This window comes from Rickettsia endosymbiont of Urophora cardui (genome assembly GCF_964030725.1).
In the GTDB taxonomy this organism is placed as follows: Bacteria; Pseudomonadota; Alphaproteobacteria; order Rickettsiales; family Rickettsiaceae; genus Rickettsia.
Genome location: NZ_CAXIPY010000006.1, coordinates 604,723 through 623,339 on the forward strand (window position 1 = coordinate 604,723; position 18,617 = coordinate 623,339).

The window sequence follows — 18,617 nt, forward strand, 5'->3', positions numbered from 1 at the left end:
TTATTAAGCCTCCTGAGATTGCCACGTCGATGCGTTGCATCTCCTCGCAATGACAATCGCCAAAATCAAAAACAATCAAAACTATAATAAATTATGCCAATCAAACTTTTAATGCCTGCTTTATCTCCAACTATGACGGAAGGGAATTTAGCAAGGTGGTTAAAAAAAGAAGGGGATAAAATCAATCCCGGAGAAGTGATCGCTGAGATTGAAACCGATAAAGCAACTATGGAAGTGGAGGCGGTAGATGAAGGAATTCTTGCTAAAATAATTATTCCTCAAGGTAGTCAAAACGTGCCTGTGAATTCGTTAATAGCGGTATTAATCGAAGAGGGGGAAGAATTATCTGGAATTGAAGAATTTATAGCGAAAAATAACAGTAACTCACCTAAAAAAGAAGAAATATCAAAACCTGCTGAAACTATAGCTCCTCAGAACGTTAAGGAAGAGAATATTACGACCGCTTCAGATCAAAACAATATTAAGGTGTTTGCTTCACCGCTTGCTAAAAGACTCACAAAAATTCAAAATGTCAGACTTAAAGAAATTAAAGGTAGTGGACCGCATGGCAGAATAATCAAACAAGATGTATTATCGCATAAAGGCGGCTCAAAAGCCTTAAGTAATAAGATAGTTAGTAGAAATTCTGAAGAATATCGTTTAGCACCTAATAACAATATACGTAAAATTATAGCTAAGCGTCTTCTTGAATCAAAACAAACAGTTCCACATTTTTATTTATCAATAGAATGTAATGTTGATAAGTTACTAGATATAAGAGAAGATATTAATAAGTCTTTTGGTGATGATAAATCCGCAAAAATATCAGTAAATGACTTTATTATCCTAGCTGCTGCTAAAGCTTTGCAAGAAGTACCGAACGCTAATGCATCGTGGGGGGATGATGCTATTAGATACTACAATAATGTTGATATTTCAGTAGCGGTAGCGATTGAAAATGGACTTGTTACTCCGATAATTAGAAATGCTGACCAGAAAAATATTGTAGAGCTGTCTAGTGAAATGAAAGGGCTAATCAAGAAAGCTAGAGAAAATAAATTAACTCCCGAAGAATTCCAAGGCGGAGGGTTTACTATTTCAAATCTTGGTATGTATGGTATTAAAAATTTCAATGCTATAATTAACCCACCACAAAGTTGTATAATGGGCGTTGGCAGTAGCTCAAAACGTGCTATAGTCAAAAATGATCAAATAAGTATAGCAACAATTATGGACGTAACTCTTTCTGCTGACCACAGAGTAGTAGATGGAGCAGTTGGAGCAGAATTCTTAGCTGCATTTAAGAGGTTTATAGAAAGCCCTGCTTTAATGTTATTATAGTCTCATTCAATGTCATTGCGAGAAGAAACTGAAAGTTTCGACGAAGCAATCTCAGGAGTCCTAATATTGTTTCATGAGATTGCCGCACTCCCTGCGGTCGTTCGCAATGACGATACCTCATCACAAATAAAATAATATGAACATTTCAAGCTTTTCGGACAATCTGACAAAAATTTTAGGTAAATATGAGGATTTAAGTGAAAAACTATCCTCAGGAATTGGAGGGGAAGAATTTGTTAAAGCTTCCAAGGAATATGCTGACCTTGAAGATATTGTCCAAAAAATTAAAGAATATAACAAAGCTAAGGCTGAACTTGAAGAGGCAAATAATTTTAAGCAAGAGCCTAGTTTAGATAAGGCAACTCTAGAAATGATTGAGGAAGAAATACGCAATCTTGAAGATTCCTTGCCACCTCTTGAGCGTTCTGTAAAAATAGCTTTACTACCAAAAGATGAAGCAGATAGTAAAAGTGCTATTATTGAAATTAGAGCAGGCACAGGCGGTGAAGAGGCAGCACTTTTTGCTGCTAAGCTGTTTAATATGTATCAAAGGTATGCGGAATTAAAAGGCTGGCGTTTTGAGATATTATCTATTGATGAGACAGGCATAGGGGGATACAAAGAAGTTTCAGCATCTATAAAAGGTAAAGATGTATTCTCTAAGCTCAAATTTGAATCAGGAGTCCATAGAGTGCAGCGTGTTCCGGAAACTGAATCGCAGGGGCGTATTCATACCTCGGCTGCTACTGTTGCTGTACTTCCGGAAGTAGAAGATGTTGATATTAAACTTGAAGAAAAAGATTTAAGAATTGATACTTATAGAGCTTCAGGAGCAGGAGGGCAGCACGTTAATACAACTGATTCTGCTGTCCGAATAACACATATACCTACCGGTATTACTGTAGCACTACAAGATGAAAAATCCCAACATAAAAACAAAGCTAAAGCATTAAAGATCTTACGTGCTAGAATATATGAAGAAGAACGTAGGAAAAAAGATCAAGAAAGAGCCAATAATAGACGTGAGCAAATAGGCTCTGGGGATCGTTCGGAGCGTATACGTACTTATAATTTTCCACAAGGACGTGTATCAGATCATCGAATAAATCTTACTCTTTATAAAATAGATGAAGTAATTAACGGACAGTTAGATGAATTTATTGAGGCTTTAATTGCAAATGATGAGGCTAAGAAGCTTTCAGATATATAAAGGGTTCATATGGGTAAACGTACACTATTGAAAGAATCTCAGAATAAAACAAGCAAAGAGTTAGCAAAAGAAAGATTAGAAATTAGAAGATTACAGTTTAAAGCAGAAAAACTTGGTTTTAAAAATTCTGATAATAAAGCAGAACTTTTATCACTGAAGTTTTGACAAAAATTCTAATTTGGCTCTGTCTCATCAATTGTGTAAATTTCGTGAACCATTAAATTCTACCATCAAATTTGATCATAAAATGAGCCATAGCTTCATTCCAATTGGGGATAGGCATAGACCATTTTTTGGTAATATAATCAATTGTCAGATATAAAACCTTAAATACTGCGTCATCATTTGAGTCTTTTGCAATGATTGTGTAAATTTTTGTTGAGCCTATATTAGAAGTAATGATGCTCCTCGCAGCAGAGCTACGAGGTATCTATCCAAAAAGCTTTAACTGTTTTTGTTGAAATGCTTTATAGTCCGTCCGCCAAAACTCTACAAGCCTTATAGATAATATGGTTTTAAGACAAGAAGTAATATAACAATCCGTAAGAAAATGATAAAATATGGTCATAAACCTTATGGATTTCAGTCAATGCCAATAGACAACATTATCAAATCGCAAGAACAAGGGAAACTGTTTGGTTATAAATTAAAAGAAGAATTAAACCCAAATAATAAGCTATATAAATTAAGAGAATTAATAAATTGGTCTAGGCTCGAAGAGTGGTTATCAAAAAATGTTTGTATTAAGAAATTTGGTAGAAATAGAAAATGTCATAGAGTGATGCTTGGCATAACGATGCTACAAGCAATGTATAATTTTTCAGATTCATTATCAGAGGAAGAGCTAAAAGAGAATATGTATTGGCAGTATTTCTGCGGGTGGGAATATATAGAAAAAGACATAGCTATCTCGGAAACTAGTATACGACGGTTTCGTAGTGTATTAGGTGAAGCTGGATATAATGAGATATTATCGGAGTTGATCAGGGTTGGGATAAAAACTAACACAATTAAAAAAAAAGATTTGGAATTAATCATCGCTGATACGACTGTACAAATTAAGAATATCAAACACCCACACGATGTTTATTTAATGGATAAAGCTAGGCTTAGCATAGTAAAGCTTTGCAACAGTTTGGGTATACATTTGAATGAAACATACGCTAGAACCTATAAACGCGATATAGTAAAGCTATGGAAATATAAAGAACATAGTAAAGCCAAGAAGCGTTGGAAAATAATGAAGCATTTAAAAATATTACTGGGTCGTTTGATTAGAGTATGTGAGCGTGAGATCAAAAATAAGCAATTAAACTTGTCTCTCAAAAATCAAGAAGTATTGCAAAAAATAAAACAAATACATAACCAATCTGTTTTAAAAAGAGAAGCTAAAAAGCAATATAAAGAAGATAACAAAGTATTATATAGTTTTCATGCCCCTGAAGTAGAGTGTATAGGAAAGGGAAAACGCAACAAGCCATATGAGTTTGGCAATAAAGTAGCGGTAGTAGTAAGTGGTCGTAGAAATTTTGTTTTATCCGCAAAATCGTTTCATAATAATCCTTATGATGGTCATACATTGCATCAGAGCTTTGAAGCAGTAGAGAGTGTCACTGGAATCAAGATAAAGAAATCATTTGTTGATCTTGGGTATAGTGGTAGCAATGTAAAGGAGAAGAGTAAGGTATATACCCCAAAAACGCGGAAGAAGTTGTTACAAGAGGACAAGTCTATGATCAAGAGACGCAGTGCCATAGAACCAATAATAGGTCACTTAAAGCAATATGGTCGGATGGGTAGAAACTTCTTGAAAGGTATGATAGGAGATATTATCAATCCAATAATCTCTGCTATTGGTTTGAATTTACGATGCATTGCAAATCATTTACAAATCGTGTCTAACTCCACATAAATCAAAAATATCATCATGCAAAAACTAGATGAACGATAAAAAATCGTTAACAATAGCTCCATATCAAAATTAGACCAACACAGAAATGTATCAGTAAAAATTAACATAACTTATTAATTTTTATTGAAAATCTTAGCAATTTGTTGTCAAAACTCTATCCCATTACAAATGATCAGGATTTGAAGTGTTTTTGGCGGATAGACTTTATAAGAAGGTTTGCCTGAACCTTGATTCTGTACATAATTACGTAGTCCCTCCGCCAAAACTCTAAAAAATATCACTTGTGTCACTAATTTCCAAAAATAGTGCGATTTTAGAGCAAATTACTCTAATTTTGAGGGCTGATTTTAAATTTTTGTATTAAAAACCACACTATTTCCCAAAATGCATTCATTTTTTTATTGTCATTTTTTTGTATTTCCATAAGCTTTTGATATAAAACCTTTCATTTTCTTATGGATTTTACTATGCATTTTTGCCTTAAAACCCTATTGCCTATAAGGCTTTTAGAGTTTTGGCGGACGGACTACGTAATTTCTGCTCATCACCATGTTTACCTACTGTGCTCATAAAATATCCTTTACTCCAAAACTCACTTCCCCATAATTTTTCTTTAAGATTTGGATATTTCTCAAACATTTTCTGAGAAGTAATACTTTTTATGATTTGAGTTATTTTTGTTGGGCTATACATTGGTATTGACTGTAATAAAAAATGTACGTGATCTTTATCTACTCCTATTTCTAAAAATCTATAGCTAACACGGAAATGTTTCTACCACAGATTAGGAAAAACTTAGGCATTGATCAATAATTTTACGTAAACAGTTTTTAAAGTTAGTCCAGCAATGTTTAATAGGATTTAGATCTGGTGAATATGTGAGTAAATACAAAAACTATGGTAAAAACCTTTCCGCGTTAGCTATAATTTCATAACGATCTTCTATGTGCTCACAAATTTTACACAAATAATCATCTAGTTCTTGATTGAATATTACTCTTCTATACTTTGCCGGCGTTACTAAATGATATATGAGTACTGTGACATTATGACTCTTATGTATATAACTGCTTTCTTCCATTCAAGTAGTATATCACGAAGCAGAGCTTCGGGGAATTAAACCCTGAGAGATTAACTAAAAAAAGTGGCGAGTGTATCAATCTATAATTTGTATTATATATCCAATAATTTACTTTAAATTGTAGAAATATCGCTTTTAAGCTGATAAAAGCACTAAATATTTAACTTTAAATATAAATTTTTACTTTAGTCAGAAAAATTAGAATTTTTGTCAAAACTTCAGTTATTTAAAAATAATGTATTAAAAATACAGATAAAAAAATGGAAGGTCACAATGCACTTAAATCAAAAAATAATAAAGCCAAAATTAGGTTTACTAGAATTACTGAAATTTTGACAAAAAGATAGCCAAACTTATAAGTTATGATATAAATACGCTCAAATACAAAAGGGTGATGAACGAACATTAGAATTACCCATGACGAATATTAAAATTACCCATTTTTGAGTAAAAAATATTGTCTAAAGTGTTACATTATTATCCTCCGATTTTATAGTTAATTTTTTGCCTTTAGCTGTAGCGATTCTATAACTTTCAGTATTGAGTTCAAGAATTGAAGAATGGTGAACCAATCTGTCAATAACTGCTGACGTAGTCATTTCATCTTTAAAAATAGTATTCCATTTTGCAAAAACTAAATTGCTAGTAATTAATACACTACGCATTTCATAACGTTCAGCTAATAAGGTAAATAAAACATCAGTTTCTTCACGATTATATGGTACATATGATATATCATCAATTATCAATATTTCACAATAATCGAATTTTTTAATAATTTGCTTAAGTTTTAAACTAAGCTTTGCTTCTAGTAATTGTTGAACCAAATTAGCTGCTGTTGTATATAATACACGTCTACCAGCAAGACACCACTCACGTGCTAAACCTATACTAAGATGACTTTTGCCAGTGCCAGGATTACCAAAAATAAGTATATTTTCATAGCGATCCATAAATTCTCCTTGTGCAAGATATTGGATCTTAGTTGGCGATAATCCTGGGATACGCTTAATATCAAAGTTGCTTAATAACTTATCTCGAGAGAGTTTTGCTTGCTTCAGCAATCTGGCAATACGTTGTTGTTGTCTATGTTCTAACTCACGTATGGCTAACTCCTGTAGATAATCTATATATCAGGAGTTTCGCACTTAGCAAATAATATGCTAATCTAGAGAAAAATAGTTTTAGATAAAAATGACAAGATCAAAATGTAGCAAAGATTTATATAAATCATTCTTACAAGCAAGTAGTGTAAGATATACTAGCAAAGCATTATCTGAAGTAAGTCCATTAGATCTATCGCACGATAGTGCAAGTCGATGGTTAAAGAGTAAGGATTTTCGCCCTAGCGAAATCTATAGCAAAGTGTCAAAATATATTGATCTGGAAGATCCTTGTTTATTAGTGGGAGATGACACCTTATTGTCAAAGCAATACAGTAAGAGGATCGAGCTTGTAAATTATCAATATTCTGGGGCTGTACATGATGTTATACCTGGTATAGGAATGGTAAACTTACTGCATTACAATACTCAAATTGATCAATCTACTCCTGTAGATTATAGAATATATGATAAAGAAACTGATGGTAAAACAAAGAACGAGCATTTTTGTGATATGCTTACTTTAGCTAGTCCGTCCGCCAAAACTCTACAAGCCTTATAGATAATATGGTTTTAAGACAAGAAGTAATACAACAATCCGTAAGAAAATGATAAAATATGGTCATAAACCTTATGGATTTCAGTCAATGCCAATAGACAACATTATCAAATCGCAAGAACAAGGGAAACTGTTTGGTTATAAATTAAAAGAAGAATTAAACCCAAATAATAAGCTATATAAATTAAGAGAATTAATAAATTGGTCTAGGCTCGAAGAGTGGTTATCAAAAAATGTTTGTATTAAGAAATTTGGTAGAAATAGAAAATGTCATAGAGTGATGCTTGGCATAACGATGCTACAAGCAATGTATAATTTTTCAGATTCATTATCAGAGGAAGAGCTAAAAGAGAATATGTATTGGCAGTATTTCTGCGGGTGGGAATATATAGAAAAAGACATAGCTATCTCGGAAACTAGTATACGACGGTTTCGTAGTGTATTAGGTGAAGCTGGATATAATGAGATATTATCGGAGTTGATCAGGGTTGGGATAAAAACTAACACAATTAAAAAAAAAGATTTGGAAATGATGCTCCTCGCAGCAGAGCTACGAGGTATCTAAAAAAGTTTTAGTTGTTTCTTATGATATCACGAAGCAGAGCTTCGGGGAATTAAACCCTGAGAGATTAATCATCGCTGATACGACTGTACAAATTAAGAATATCAAACACCCACACGATGTTTATTTAATGGATAAAGCTAGGCTTAGCATAGTAAAGCTTTGCAACAGTTTGGGTATACATTTGAATGAAACATACGCTAGAACCTATAAACGCGATATAGTAAAGCTATGGAAATATAAAGAACATAGTAAAGCCAAGAAGCGTTGGAAAATAATGAAGCATTTAAAAATATTACTGGGTCGTTTGATTAGAGTATGTGAGCGTGAGATCAAAAATAAGCAATTAAACTTGTCTCTCAAAAATCAAGAAGTATTGCAAAAAATAAAACAAATACATAACCAATCTGTTTTAAAAAGAGAAGCTAAAAAGCAATATAAAGAAGATAACAAAGTATTATATAGTTTTCATGCCCCTGAAGTAGAGTGTATAGGAAAGGGAAAACGCAACAAGCCATATGAGTTTGGCAATAAAGTAGCGGTAGTAGTAAGTGGTCGTAGAAATTTTGTTTTATCCGCAAAATCGTTTCATAATAATCCTTATGATGGTCATACATTGCATCAGAGCTTTGAAGCAGTAGAGAGTGTCACTGGAATCAAGATAAAGAAATCATTTGTTGATCTTGGGTATAGTGGTAGCAATGTAAAGGAGAAGAGTAAGGTATATACCCCAAAAACGCGGAAGAAGTTGTTACAAGAGGACAAGTCTATGATCAAGAGACGCAGTGCCATAGAACCAATAATAGGTCACTTAAAGCAATATGGTCGGATGGGTAGAAACTTCTTGAAAGGTATGATAGGAGATATTATCAATCCAATAATCTCTGCTATTGGTTTGAATTTACGATGCATTGCAAATCATTTACAAATCGTGTCTAACTCCACATAAATCAAAAATATCATCATGCAAAAACTAGATGAACGATAAAAAATCGTTAACAATAGCTCCATATCAAAATTAGACCAACACAGAAATGTATCAGTAAAAATTAACATAACTTATTAATTTTTATTGAAAATCTTAGCAATTTGTTGTCAAAACTCTATCCCATTACAAATGATCAGGATTTGAAGTGTTTTTGGCGGATAGACTAGCTAAAGAAAGAGGTATCAAGCCTGATGCTATAGTTATGGATGCTTGGTATAGTGGTTTGGATAATTTAAAACATATACGTAATTTAGGTTGGATATGGGTTACCAACCTAAGAAAAAATAGAAAAGTTAATCGTAATGTTAGCTTGGAAACTTTAGAGATTCCCGATGAAGGGCTAAAAATTCACCTACGTGGATACGGTTGGGTTACGGTATTTAAGTTTGTGGCAAAAAATGGTCGCATTGATTACATAACAACTAATTTAGAGAATCCTACACGTGAGCAAATAGAGAAAATTGTTAAGGCGCGTTGGTCTATAGAAGTTTATCATCGAGAATTGAAACAAACTTGTGGTATTGAATGCTGTCAGGCACGCACGGGTCGAGCTCAAAGAAATCATATTTGCCTTGCTGTATTGGCCTGGCTTGATATGAACAAAAGGAGGATAAATGAAAACATTACTTTATATCAACAAACTTGGGAAGTTATAAAAACATCAATTCAGAACAACATTAAATGGCTTCTAACTAATACACAATTTTGCTAAGTGCGAAACTCCTGTATATGTTTTCTTTTCTTGCTCAAAGCTTTCTGCAACTGATTTATAGCACGATGCAAAAGTAGGTAAGCAAAGGTTCTTGAGTAAATTATTTAGCGGTTGCGGAGTTATTATCTGTTTACTCATGCAACCTCCATTGTTTTCAAGCAATGTAATTGATCATATTCAGACAGTATTGGTTGATTAATTTTTACTGAACAAACAGTTTGAGTCTGGCTATTTAGTAAATCTGTAATATGATGACTAACGAATATTAGAATTACCCTCAACGAACATTAAAATTACCTATAAAAAAGAAGTAACTATGGACAGTAAAATCGAATAAAAATTTATTTTTAAATATTTAAATATTATTCGAGAATTACTGATGACATGTACAAATAACCAAGTAGGTATTTTAATGCAAAAGATCAAAAAATATAATCAGATAATTTCTGCTGCAAAAGCAGGTATGAGTGTAAAAACGGCACGTAAGTATTTACGTATTAATAAGTATCCAAGCGAATTACGCACAATACGTAAATATAGGACACGTAAGGATCCATTTGTGAAGCACTGGGATGAAATAGAATCAATGCTAGAATCAGCACCGGAGTTGCAAGCAACTACCATATTACTGAAGTTTTGACAAAATCCTTTCCATAAGGAGAAATGTATTCCAATTTTTTTATACTTTTTTAGTAATAACAAAATTTATTTATTCTATTTGGGTACATAATGTGTCAAAAACTGTAGCAATTTTGTCTAATATTGCTGGTTTATACTTACTAATATTATTTGGTAATTCTAGCTTTTTATTAAATGAGGTTTTGGTAATTTGGTTACTTCCATCAAAACTTGATTTTATTGTAATTTCCAACTTACCGTGTTTATTACTTTTGCGTATTACTGGTGCAAATGGTTTGACCTGATGATTATTTCTAATATTTCTATGATCTGGTATCCCTCTGGATATAGACTTTTCTAATATTTCTTCAAGGGCAATTTGTGGCATAGATCTATAAACTTCACTTGGAGACAACATATTGCTATTGATTTTTTTATCCCATGCCCTTACTTTTCTTGCCTTAACTGAAGATTGTGCATGATACAATATGTTGTACGCTAGCATTACGAATAACATATAATCCTCATCTTTATTTGGATCATTCGTTTGAAATTTATCCATCAATAATTTTGACTTACCAAATTTAAAAAAATGCTCAATATCAAACCTTTGTCTATAGTATTCATATACTTCTTTACCACTGATTTTATCTTTTTGTTGGCCAGAAACACATAACCATAAATCTCTGTTATATTTCCTATTTCCTGATGCATCTAACACCTTAACCTGAATAAAATTCAGCGGTTTATCAGACATGATATGCTGTTTCTTGCCCTTGATTAGATAATTCTTAAATAGTGAAATACTAATTGATATGTCACCATTTTTTGTAGCCTTTACTACAGTTTCTTCTGTATCTGGAATCAGTAAATTATCAGAACTACTACAAGAAATCTTAGCTCCATAAGATCTTTTACGACCTCTTGTTTTTTGCTCCTCTATATATATTTTGTAAATACTGCGATTAATTCTTTGGCGGGTTATTGTTACCGTATTTGCTTCATTGTGCAGCGGGTGAATGAAAGATAGAGCGCTATAACCTGCATCACCTACTGTTATATTTAGAGCCTTTTGTGGTATTTGCTTAACAATTTTCATTATTTGTTTGCTACCTTTGCTATACTTATTCTCATCTGATTTTACTCTATTTATAGATATTGGTACAGACCATTTAGGCTGAGCACCGATGCAAACTACACTATATTCATAACCCGCAACTGGTCGGTTATTAGCATTCTGTCTAATATATGTACGATCAATTGCTTTCTTGGAATCTTTCTTGCTACTCACTGTAGTATCTATTTGCAGTAAGTTTTTACCCTCATTAATCAGTTTACTTATTAAGTATTTTTCTATATCTTCTCGAGTCTTAAAACGTTGCTCATCTCTTATATTTAATGATTCATCACGAGCACAGTAAAAATTCTCTATAGCTCTGTATACACTTGACCAACTACGCTGAAAATATTTATTAGTTGTTAATTCAACAACAGATCTTGCTTTAACGCTATCATTAGTTACTAGTGATAGTATTAATTCTAAAACCACATCTTGATTATAGGGGAAAATTTTTTATTTCTTGCAACATTTCTTGCATAATCATACACACTAAAAACCATTTTGTATTTGAGCGTATTTATATCATACTTTATAAGTTTGGTTATCTTTTTGTCAAAACTTCAGATATTAGCATATTTGACAGAAAAGTATCATGGGAATTATAATGGGAAGCAATTACGCTGTTTGCAGAAAAGGTTGAAACAATGGAGAGCTGCACATGGTAAGGATAAGACAGTAATCTTTTTACAAAATATTCTTCCTGGCAAACAGAGTCAGTCTGATTAGACCAATATGAATCAATTGGGTATTTGTATTGGTGGGCAACCATATCCTCACTTACTATTTCATTTTATGTTGCCTTATTCATGTTGGGAAACTTTTAGCATATGCCATAGTGAAAGTTTTGATACATTAGCATCAGGGTTTGAAAAAGCTGTATGGGAGTTAGGTGGAGTTTTACCAGAGCATCGTACAGATAATTTAAGTGCAGCTACCAAGCAATGTGGTAATAGTAGACAATTTACAGAAAGATGGCAAGAATTGCTTGGTTATTACAATGTTGCACCATCGCGAAATAATCCAGGCGTCAGTCATGAAAATGGTTCTGTTGAAAAAAGTCATGATACATTTAAGCAAGCAGTGAATCAACATCTGCTATTACGTGGATCACGTAATTTTGTTGATTTAAAAGCTTATGAATTATTCCTTACACAAATTAAAGAAAAGCGAAATAGCTGTAGAAAAGAAAAATTAGCTGAAGAATTAGTTCATTTAAAAGAGTTACCAATCAGGAAATGGAATGCACCTACAATATTATCAGTACGTGTTAATCCAAGCAGTACAGTTAGTATTTTATCTGTAGCTTATTCTGTGCCTAGTCGCTTAATAGGTTATACTTTAAAAGCTTATATTTATTCTGAAGAAATAGAGCTTTACTATGGTAACAAATGTTTACAAAAAATGTCTAGAATCAGCAATGGCTATGTTATTGATTATAGACATATTATTGATAGTTTAGTACGTAAACCTGGAGCATTTGTTCAATATCAATATTATGAAGCTTTATTCCCACGTGCTATATTTCGTCAGGTATATGACCAGCTTATCTCTATATATCCATATAAAGGGCATAAAATATATCTTAAAATATTACAATTAGCAAAAATGTATGGAGAATTGAATGTAGTTACTGCATTAGAAGTGCTATTAGAAAAGAAGATTGAGCCAATAATTGATCATATTACAGATTTACTAAATAGCCAGACTCAAACTGTTTGTTCAGTAAAAATTAATCAACCAATACTGTCTGAATATGATCAATTACATTGCTTTAAAACAATGGAGGTTGCATGAGTAAACAGATAATAACTCCGCAACCGCTAAATAATTTACTCAAGAACCTTTGCTTACCTACTTTTGCATCGTGCTATAAATCAGTTGCAGAAAGCTTTGAGCAAGAAAAGAAAACATATATAGATTATCTACAGGAGTTAGCCATACGTGAGTTAGAACATAGACAACAACAACGTATTGCCAGATTGCTGAAGCAAGCAAAACTCTCTCGAGATAAGTTATTAAGCAACTTTGATATTAAGCGTATCCCAGGATTATCGCCAACTAAGATCCAATATCTTGCACAAGGAGAATTTATGGATCGCTATGAAAATATACTTATTTTTGGTAATCCTGGCACTGGCAAAAGTCATCTTAGTATAGGTTTAGCACGTGAGTGGTGTCTTGCTGGTAGACGTTATTATATACAACAGCAGCTAATTTGGTTCAACAATTACTAGAAGCAAAGCTTAGTTTAAAACTTAAGCAAATTATTAAAAAATTCGATTATTTTGAAATATTGATAATTGATGATATATCATATGTACCATATAATCGTGAAGAAACTGATGTTTTATTTACCTTATTAGCTGAACGTTATGAAATGCGTAGTGTATTAATTACTAGCAATTTAGTTTTTGCAAAATGGAATACTATAGCTAACGCGAAAAGGTTTTTACCATAGTTTTTGTATTTACTCACATATTCACCAGATCTAAATCCTATTAAACATTGCTGGACTAACTTTAAAAACTGTTTACATAAAATTATTGATCAATGCCTAAGTTTTTCCTAATCTATGGTAGAAACATTTCCGTGTTAGCTATATTTTTAAAGATGAAATGACTACGTCAGCAGTTATTGACAGATTGGTTCACCATTCTTCAATTCTTGAACTCAATACTGAAAGTTATAGAATCGCTACAGCTAAAGGCAAAAAATTAACTATAAAATCGGAGGATAATAATGTAACACTTTAGACAATATTTTTTACTCAAAAATGGGTAATTTTAATATTCGTCATGGGTAATTCTAATGTTCGTTCATCAATCACAGATTTCATTCAAGTATTGGTTATAAAAAGCCTATGAATGTATATCTGAATTATATGCAAAATTATCAGCAAATTGCTGCCTGATAATCGAAAAATTAGGAAAACATACTACTCATTTTTTTGTCTTGATTTTTCATGTATGGACCTCCTGTAGAATGCAAGAAAAAAATAACATCAATAATAAAAACAAACAAATGCAGTCATGTATCCGGCTTATAGCTGATAAATCAACCTAATTTATTCTACAGCCCTGATGGAATTCGCTGGCTTACAAACTATATACTTATCAGTCCATCGGCTTCTAAAAGAGCCACTGAAAAACGCAGTTTTTTTGTAAGCTAAGGTTTGTCTTATTTACCATCAATATTAATTATCTCAAGCATATTTCGGGTTGGAATCTCTTACATATTGTTTTGCTTTTACCTATTCATTATATAAATCACCATTTATTTTACTTATAAGTGCTATGCTACACACTCTTTAGCTACAAACTTTACTCTCTACATAATCATCTCCTGATCTTAGTACAGCAAACACCACTCTTGCCAACTTATTAGCTATGGCAACTGTCGTTTTATTATGGCTACTTCGCTCAGATAAATTAAACAGGAGTTTCGCACTTAGCAAAATTGTGTATTAGTTAGAAGCCATTTAATGTTGTTCTGAATTGATGTTTTTATAACTTCCCAAGTTTGTTGATATAAAGTAATGTTTTCATTTATCCTCCTTTTGTTCATATCAAGCCAGGCCAATACAGCAAGGCAAATATGATTTCTTTGAGCTCGACCCGTGCGTGCCTGACAGCATTCAATACCACAAGTTTGTTTCAATTCTCGATGATAAACTTCTATAGACCAACGCGCCTTAACAATTTTCTCTATTTGCTCACGTGTAGGATTCTCTAAATTAGTTGTTATGTAATCAATGCGACCATTTTTTGCCACAAACTTAAATACCGTAACCCAACCGTATCCACGTAGGTGAATTTTTAGCCCTTCATCGGGAATCTCTAAAGTTTCCAAGCTAACATTACGATTAACTTTTCTATTTTTTCTTAGGTTGGTAACCCATATCCAACCTAAATTACGTATATGTTTTAAATTATCCAAACCACTATACCAAGCATCCATAACTATAGCATCAGGCTTGATACCTCTTTCTTTAGCTAAAGTAAGCATATCACAAAAATGCTCGTTCTTTGTTTTACCATCAGTTTCTTTATCATATATTCTATAATCTACAGGAGTAGATTGATCAATTTGAGTATTGTAATGCAGTAAGTTTACCATTCCTATACCAGGTATAACATCATGTACAGCCCCAGAATATTGATAATTTACAAGCTCGATCCTCTTACTGTATTGCTTTGACAATAAGGTGTCATCTCCCACTAATAAACAAGGATCTTCCAGATCAATATATTTTGACACTTTGCTATAGATTTCGCTAGGGCGAAAATCCTTACTCTTTAACCATCGACTTGCACTATCGTGCGATAGATCTAATGGACTTACTTCAGATAATGCTTTGCTAGTATATCTTACACTACTTGCTTGTAAGAATGATTTATATAAATCTTTGCTACATTTTGATCTTGTCATTTTTATCTAAAACTATTTTTCTCTAGATTAGCATATTATTTGCTAAGTGCGAAACTCCTGTTAAACATCCATTTCGTAAATTGGCTAAAATCTTTTTTAGATTTCTGTTCTTCCGATGTAAATCTTATCTTGGCATTTAGTACAGCTCTAGCCCCTTGAATTAATAAAGTGCGTAAGTATACATCACCTCGCTTGCTAATTCCCAGCAGCTTATCCTTCCCACCACTTGAATGTTGTCTTGGCACTAATCCTAGCCATGCCGATAATTGCCTGCCATTCTCAAAACTTGTAGCATTACCTATTGATGCTATTAAAGCAGTAGCAGTAATTAAACCAAGACCAGGTATAGCTCTTAATCGTTGATATTGAGTTAGGTTACTTGCTATCATTGTTAATCGTTTTTCTATCTCTTTTATTTTTCTGTTATTATCTAAGAATTCTTCTTTTAGTTCACTAAATGTTTGATAACTTAACTGGCTTAATGTCCCCCTTCGGGGATCAAAAATCCCTCGCCTTTAGGCGAAGGGAAGATATAATGAAATTGCTTTAGCAATGAATTTATATCAAGAAATATGAGAAGTTATAGAAAGAATAGTCATAGTCAGTATGATTTAAAAGTGCATCTTATATGGATACCAAAATATAGGAAGAGAATATTGATAGGCAAAGTATCGGAAAGGACTAGAGATTTACTGAGGCAGATTTGCATGGAACATGAAGTACATATAATTTCAGGGAAAATATCCTGTGATCACGTACATATGTTTATCTCATATAAGCCGCAAATATCTCTTAGCAAGTTAGTACAGTATTTAAAAGGCATTAGCTCAAGAATTTTATTGCAAGAATTTACTCATTTACGAAAACAATTTTGGGGCAATCATTTGTGGGCTAGGGGCTATATGGCAGTCAGTTCAGGTAATATAACTGATGAAATGATACAGCACTATATTGATGAACAGGAAGGTGAACCTGTGAATGATGATCGATTTCTAATCGATTCCACTTTATAACCCCTCAGCTTATAGCTGAGGGTTGTTTAGTTTCCCTGCATCTAAAATCTCAATTAATTTTGTGATAACCTTATTAATGCCTTGAGGAACAATAAAACCAAACTCATGTAGTAGCCCCCTAATTTCATTAGCAAGTGCTGTACGATTTTTTACCAATCTCTCTCTTACCCTATGTATTGATAAAATTTCTTGTTGCTCTATAGTTTTAATTGCAACAAATCTCATATTAGGTCTTGTCACGGCTTCACATATCGCTTCAGCATCTGCTTGATCATTTTTATTAGTTTTAACATATGGTTTGACAAATTGCGGTGCCATTAGTTTTACTTCATGCCCTAATTTAGTTATTTCTCTTGCCCAATAACTAGAACCACCACAAGCTTCCATCCCTACTAAACATTGTGGTAAATTAGCCATAAATGTCAAAACCTGATCTCTCATCAATTTTTTCTTTAATACTGTCTTGCCATTTTTATCTACACCATGAATTTGAAAAATTCTTTTTGCAATATCTATACCAATTGTAGTAACCTCCATATGGACCTCCTTAATTGTTGTTTTAATATGTTAAATATTAACCCTAGAAGATTAGCAACTGCTTTTCATTCTCTATATCAGGAGGTCCATACCATTAGTCCACTATCTTTACGGTAATAATTTAGGTATAACTACAGAAAAAATAGGGTAAATTCCAGTATTAATTAAGCCAGATTTATATTTTCTTCCCATACCTCATTGGGTGTTTTATAACCGAGCACTTTTCTTGGTAAATTATTTAAAAAATCCTCAATTTCTTGTAATTGCTTTATTGTTAATTTTTTTATATCTAAAGATTTAGAGTATACTCTGTGCACCATTGAGTTAATCTTCTCTATCAATGGTTTTTGCCATGGAGAATAAGGATTGCAAAAATATACTTTTCGTTCAGATTTTGGCAATAGTTGTTCATGATTGGTAAATTCTTTGCCATTATCTAACGTTATGCTTTTGATTATATGCGACAATTGTTTAAGTTTTTTATTCATGTTACCAATCACATCTTGTGTTCTTTTTGAACGGTTTAAAGTGAGAAACACTTTTTGTGTTCTGATATCCACAAGAGCGCCTATATTACGACTTTGATTACCTTTGTTAAAAGTTAAATCACCGGAAAGTTCTATAATTAATTAAGCCAGATATAATCAATTTTTAATCTCTCAGGGTTTAATTCCCCGAAGCTCTGCTTCGTGATATCATAAGAAACAACTAAAACTTTTTTAGATACCTCGTAGCTCTGCTGCGAGGAGCATCATTCTTAATAAATTCAAAAATTTTAATGAAGAAAATTTATTGACAATAACCAACAAAGTACCAGAAAAAATAGGACTTACTAAAAATCTGAAGTTTTGACAAAAAATTTTTATTAAAAAAAGTGGCGAGTGTATCAATCTATAATTTGTATTATATATCCAATAATTTACTTTAAATTGTAGAAATATCGCCTTTAAGCTGATAAAAGCACTAAATATTTAACTTTAAATATAATTTTTTACTTTAGTCAGAAAAATTAGAATTTTTGTCAAAACTTCAGTAAAAATAAATCTAATATAAATAGAAAGCCACAAATATCACCAGTAATTAAAGGCGATGTAGATGAAATTTTAAATAAATTGTCTAAAATGCCAAATTTATCAGAAAAAGAAAAAATGTTATTACAAAAACCTAATATAACAAATAAACCAAAATCACGAAAAAGCCAATACAATTTGACATGTTAATATAAATTGCATAATATATTTGACAATAATTCAAACCTAGGGTAATGATTAAAATCATGTATCCCCTGTCATCCCGTGATTTATTCACGGGATCCAGCAATAAAAATACAGATATAAAAAACTCGCTTTATGCTGGAGCTAGTTCCCAAGCCACGGGATGACACATCGGACGCATTTTCCTAACTATAAAACCTCGCCAACCTTACGCAGGAA

The 18,617-nt window shown here is 32.4% G+C and carries 16 protein-coding genes and 9 pseudogenes; 14 read left to right on the forward strand and 11 right to left on the reverse strand.

The genetic code is table 11. The annotated features are described in order from the left end of the window. Positions 1 to 93: 93 nt before the first annotated feature. From AAHI98_RS11180 to AAHI98_RS11190, 3 genes are all read left to right on the forward strand, one after another. A complete protein-coding gene (locus AAHI98_RS11180) occupies positions 94 to 1,341 on the forward strand; it encodes a pyruvate dehydrogenase complex dihydrolipoamide acetyltransferase (protein WP_342225893.1) in 1,248 nt (415 codons plus the stop codon). Between the two features lie 136 nt (positions 1,342 to 1,477). After that, positions 1,478 to 2,551 carry a peptide chain release factor 1 gene (gene prfA, locus AAHI98_RS11185; protein ID WP_342225894.1) on the forward strand — a complete coding sequence of 358 codons (1,074 nt, stop codon included), beginning with the start codon at positions 1,478 to 1,480 and terminating at the stop codon, positions 2,549 to 2,551. Positions 2,552 to 2,560: 9 nt separating this feature from the next. Continuing rightward, positions 2,561 to 2,716 carry a hypothetical protein gene (locus AAHI98_RS11190; protein ID WP_342225895.1) on the forward strand — a complete coding sequence of 52 codons (156 nt, stop codon included), beginning with the start codon at positions 2,561 to 2,563 and terminating at the stop codon, positions 2,714 to 2,716. Positions 2,717 to 2,768: 52 nt separating this feature from the next. On the opposite strand, the pseudogene AAHI98_RS18700 reads toward AAHI98_RS11190, so the two are convergent. Then, positions 2,769 to 2,897 (reverse strand): annotated as a pseudogene (locus tag AAHI98_RS18700) (IS256 family transposase); the annotation flags it as partial. Between the two features lie 204 nt (positions 2,898 to 3,101). Between AAHI98_RS18700 and AAHI98_RS11195 the strand changes: the two are divergent. Continuing rightward, positions 3,102 to 4,463 carry an IS5 family transposase gene (locus AAHI98_RS11195; RefSeq protein ID WP_342224717.1) on the forward strand — a complete coding sequence of 454 codons (1,362 nt, stop codon included), beginning with the start codon at positions 3,102 to 3,104 and terminating at the stop codon, positions 4,461 to 4,463. A 495-nt stretch (positions 4,464 to 4,958) separates the two neighbouring features. Here AAHI98_RS11195 and tnpA (AAHI98_RS11200) read toward each other — a convergent pair. The 3 genes and pseudogenes from tnpA (AAHI98_RS11200) to istB form a co-directional block, all read right to left on the reverse strand. Beyond that, a pseudogene (gene tnpA / locus AAHI98_RS11200) lies at positions 4,959 to 5,210 on the reverse strand (IS200/IS605 family transposase); the annotation flags it as partial. A gap of 178 nt (positions 5,211 to 5,388) precedes the next feature. Next, positions 5,389 to 5,544: pseudogene (locus tag AAHI98_RS11205) on the reverse strand (transposase); the annotation flags it as partial. Between the two features lie 461 nt (positions 5,545 to 6,005). Beyond that, positions 6,006 to 6,674, reverse strand: coding sequence for an IS21-like element helper ATPase IstB (gene istB, locus AAHI98_RS11210; RefSeq protein WP_342226196.1), 669 nt, complete (start codon positions 6,672 to 6,674; stop codon positions 6,006 to 6,008). Between the two features lie 64 nt (positions 6,675 to 6,738). Here istB and AAHI98_RS11215 point away from each other — a divergent pair. From AAHI98_RS11215 to AAHI98_RS11230, 4 genes and pseudogenes are all read left to right on the forward strand, one after another. Then, positions 6,739 to 7,176: pseudogene (locus AAHI98_RS11215) on the forward strand (IS701 family transposase); the annotation flags it as partial. Between the two features lie 79 nt (positions 7,177 to 7,255). Beyond that, positions 7,256 to 7,771 (forward strand): transposase, encoded by a 516-nt coding sequence (locus tag AAHI98_RS11220; RefSeq protein WP_342224890.1) that lies wholly within the window; start codon positions 7,256 to 7,258, stop codon positions 7,769 to 7,771. Positions 7,772 to 7,898: 127 nt separating this feature from the next. Continuing rightward, complete coding sequence (locus AAHI98_RS11225; protein ID WP_342224702.1) at positions 7,899 to 8,717, forward strand: hypothetical protein; 819 nt, start codon at positions 7,899 to 7,901, stop codon at positions 8,715 to 8,717. A 202-nt stretch (positions 8,718 to 8,919) separates the two neighbouring features. Then, positions 8,920 to 9,468, forward strand: a pseudogene (locus AAHI98_RS11230) (transposase); the annotation flags it as partial. Here AAHI98_RS11230 and AAHI98_RS11235 read toward each other — a convergent pair. Further along, entirely contained in the window at positions 9,445 to 9,606 is a 162-nt protein-coding gene (locus AAHI98_RS11235) for a hypothetical protein (protein ID WP_342225898.1), read from the reverse strand. The pseudogene AAHI98_RS11230 and the gene AAHI98_RS11235 sit on opposite strands and share 24 nt — an antisense overlap. A gap of 241 nt (positions 9,607 to 9,847) precedes the next feature. On the opposite strand from AAHI98_RS11235, the gene AAHI98_RS11240 reads away from it, so the two are divergent. Next, positions 9,848 to 10,108: a hypothetical protein gene (locus AAHI98_RS11240; protein WP_342225899.1), complete on the forward strand. Its 261-nt coding sequence runs from the start codon at positions 9,848 to 9,850 to the stop codon at positions 10,106 to 10,108. A 69-nt stretch (positions 10,109 to 10,177) separates the two neighbouring features. Here the strand turns inward: AAHI98_RS11240 and AAHI98_RS11245 are convergent, their stop codons facing one another. Further along, positions 10,178 to 11,635, reverse strand: a complete 1,458-nt coding sequence (locus AAHI98_RS11245; protein WP_342224664.1) for a transposase — start codon at positions 11,633 to 11,635, stop codon at positions 10,178 to 10,180. Between the two features lie 120 nt (positions 11,636 to 11,755). Between AAHI98_RS11245 and AAHI98_RS11250 the strand changes: the two genes are divergently transcribed. From AAHI98_RS11250 to AAHI98_RS11265, 4 genes and pseudogenes are all read left to right on the forward strand, one after another. Next, entirely contained in the window at positions 11,756 to 11,932 is a 177-nt protein-coding gene (locus AAHI98_RS11250) for a hypothetical protein (protein WP_342225900.1), read from the forward strand. A gap of 6 nt (positions 11,933 to 11,938) precedes the next feature. After that, on the forward strand, positions 11,939 to 13,000 hold the full coding sequence (locus tag AAHI98_RS11255; RefSeq protein ID WP_342225901.1) for a Mu transposase domain-containing protein: 1,062 nt from the start codon (positions 11,939 to 11,941) through the stop codon (positions 12,998 to 13,000). Next, positions 12,997 to 13,664: pseudogene (locus AAHI98_RS11260) on the forward strand (ATP-binding protein). Before AAHI98_RS11255 ends, AAHI98_RS11260 begins: the two are co-directional and overlap by 4 nt. A 142-nt stretch (positions 13,665 to 13,806) precedes the next feature. Continuing rightward, entirely contained in the window at positions 13,807 to 13,959 is a 153-nt protein-coding gene (locus AAHI98_RS11265) for an ATP-binding protein (RefSeq protein ID WP_342226197.1), read from the forward strand. 554 nt (positions 13,960 to 14,513) lie between these two features. On the opposite strand, the gene AAHI98_RS11270 is transcribed toward AAHI98_RS11265, so the two are convergent. The 3 genes and pseudogenes from AAHI98_RS11270 to AAHI98_RS11280 all read right to left on the reverse strand — a co-directional run. Continuing rightward, positions 14,514 to 14,660, reverse strand: coding sequence for a hypothetical protein (locus AAHI98_RS11270; RefSeq protein WP_342225902.1), 147 nt, complete (start codon positions 14,658 to 14,660; stop codon positions 14,514 to 14,516). Then, complete coding sequence (locus AAHI98_RS11275) at positions 14,654 to 15,634, reverse strand: IS701 family transposase (RefSeq protein WP_342224656.1); 981 nt, start codon at positions 15,632 to 15,634, stop codon at positions 14,654 to 14,656. The genes AAHI98_RS11270 and AAHI98_RS11275 overlap by 7 nt, the downstream gene beginning before the upstream one ends. Before the next feature lie 137 nt (positions 15,635 to 15,771). Further along, a pseudogene (locus AAHI98_RS11280) lies at positions 15,772 to 15,990 on the reverse strand (transposase); the annotation flags it as partial. A 216-nt stretch (positions 15,991 to 16,206) separates the two neighbouring features. Between AAHI98_RS11280 and tnpA (AAHI98_RS11285) the strand changes: the two are divergent. After that, entirely contained in the window at positions 16,207 to 16,647 is a 441-nt protein-coding gene (gene tnpA / locus AAHI98_RS11285; protein ID WP_095568239.1) for an IS200/IS605 family transposase, read from the forward strand. Positions 16,648 to 16,683: 36 nt separating this feature from the next. Here the strand turns inward: tnpA (AAHI98_RS11285) and AAHI98_RS11290 are convergent. Next, positions 16,684 to 17,184 (reverse strand): annotated as a pseudogene (locus tag AAHI98_RS11290) (IS110 family RNA-guided transposase); the annotation flags it as partial. A 164-nt stretch (positions 17,185 to 17,348) separates the two neighbouring features. Beyond that, positions 17,349 to 17,801 (reverse strand): annotated as a pseudogene (locus AAHI98_RS11295) (IS30 family transposase); the annotation flags it as partial. Positions 17,802 to 18,617 lie beyond the last annotated feature (816 nt).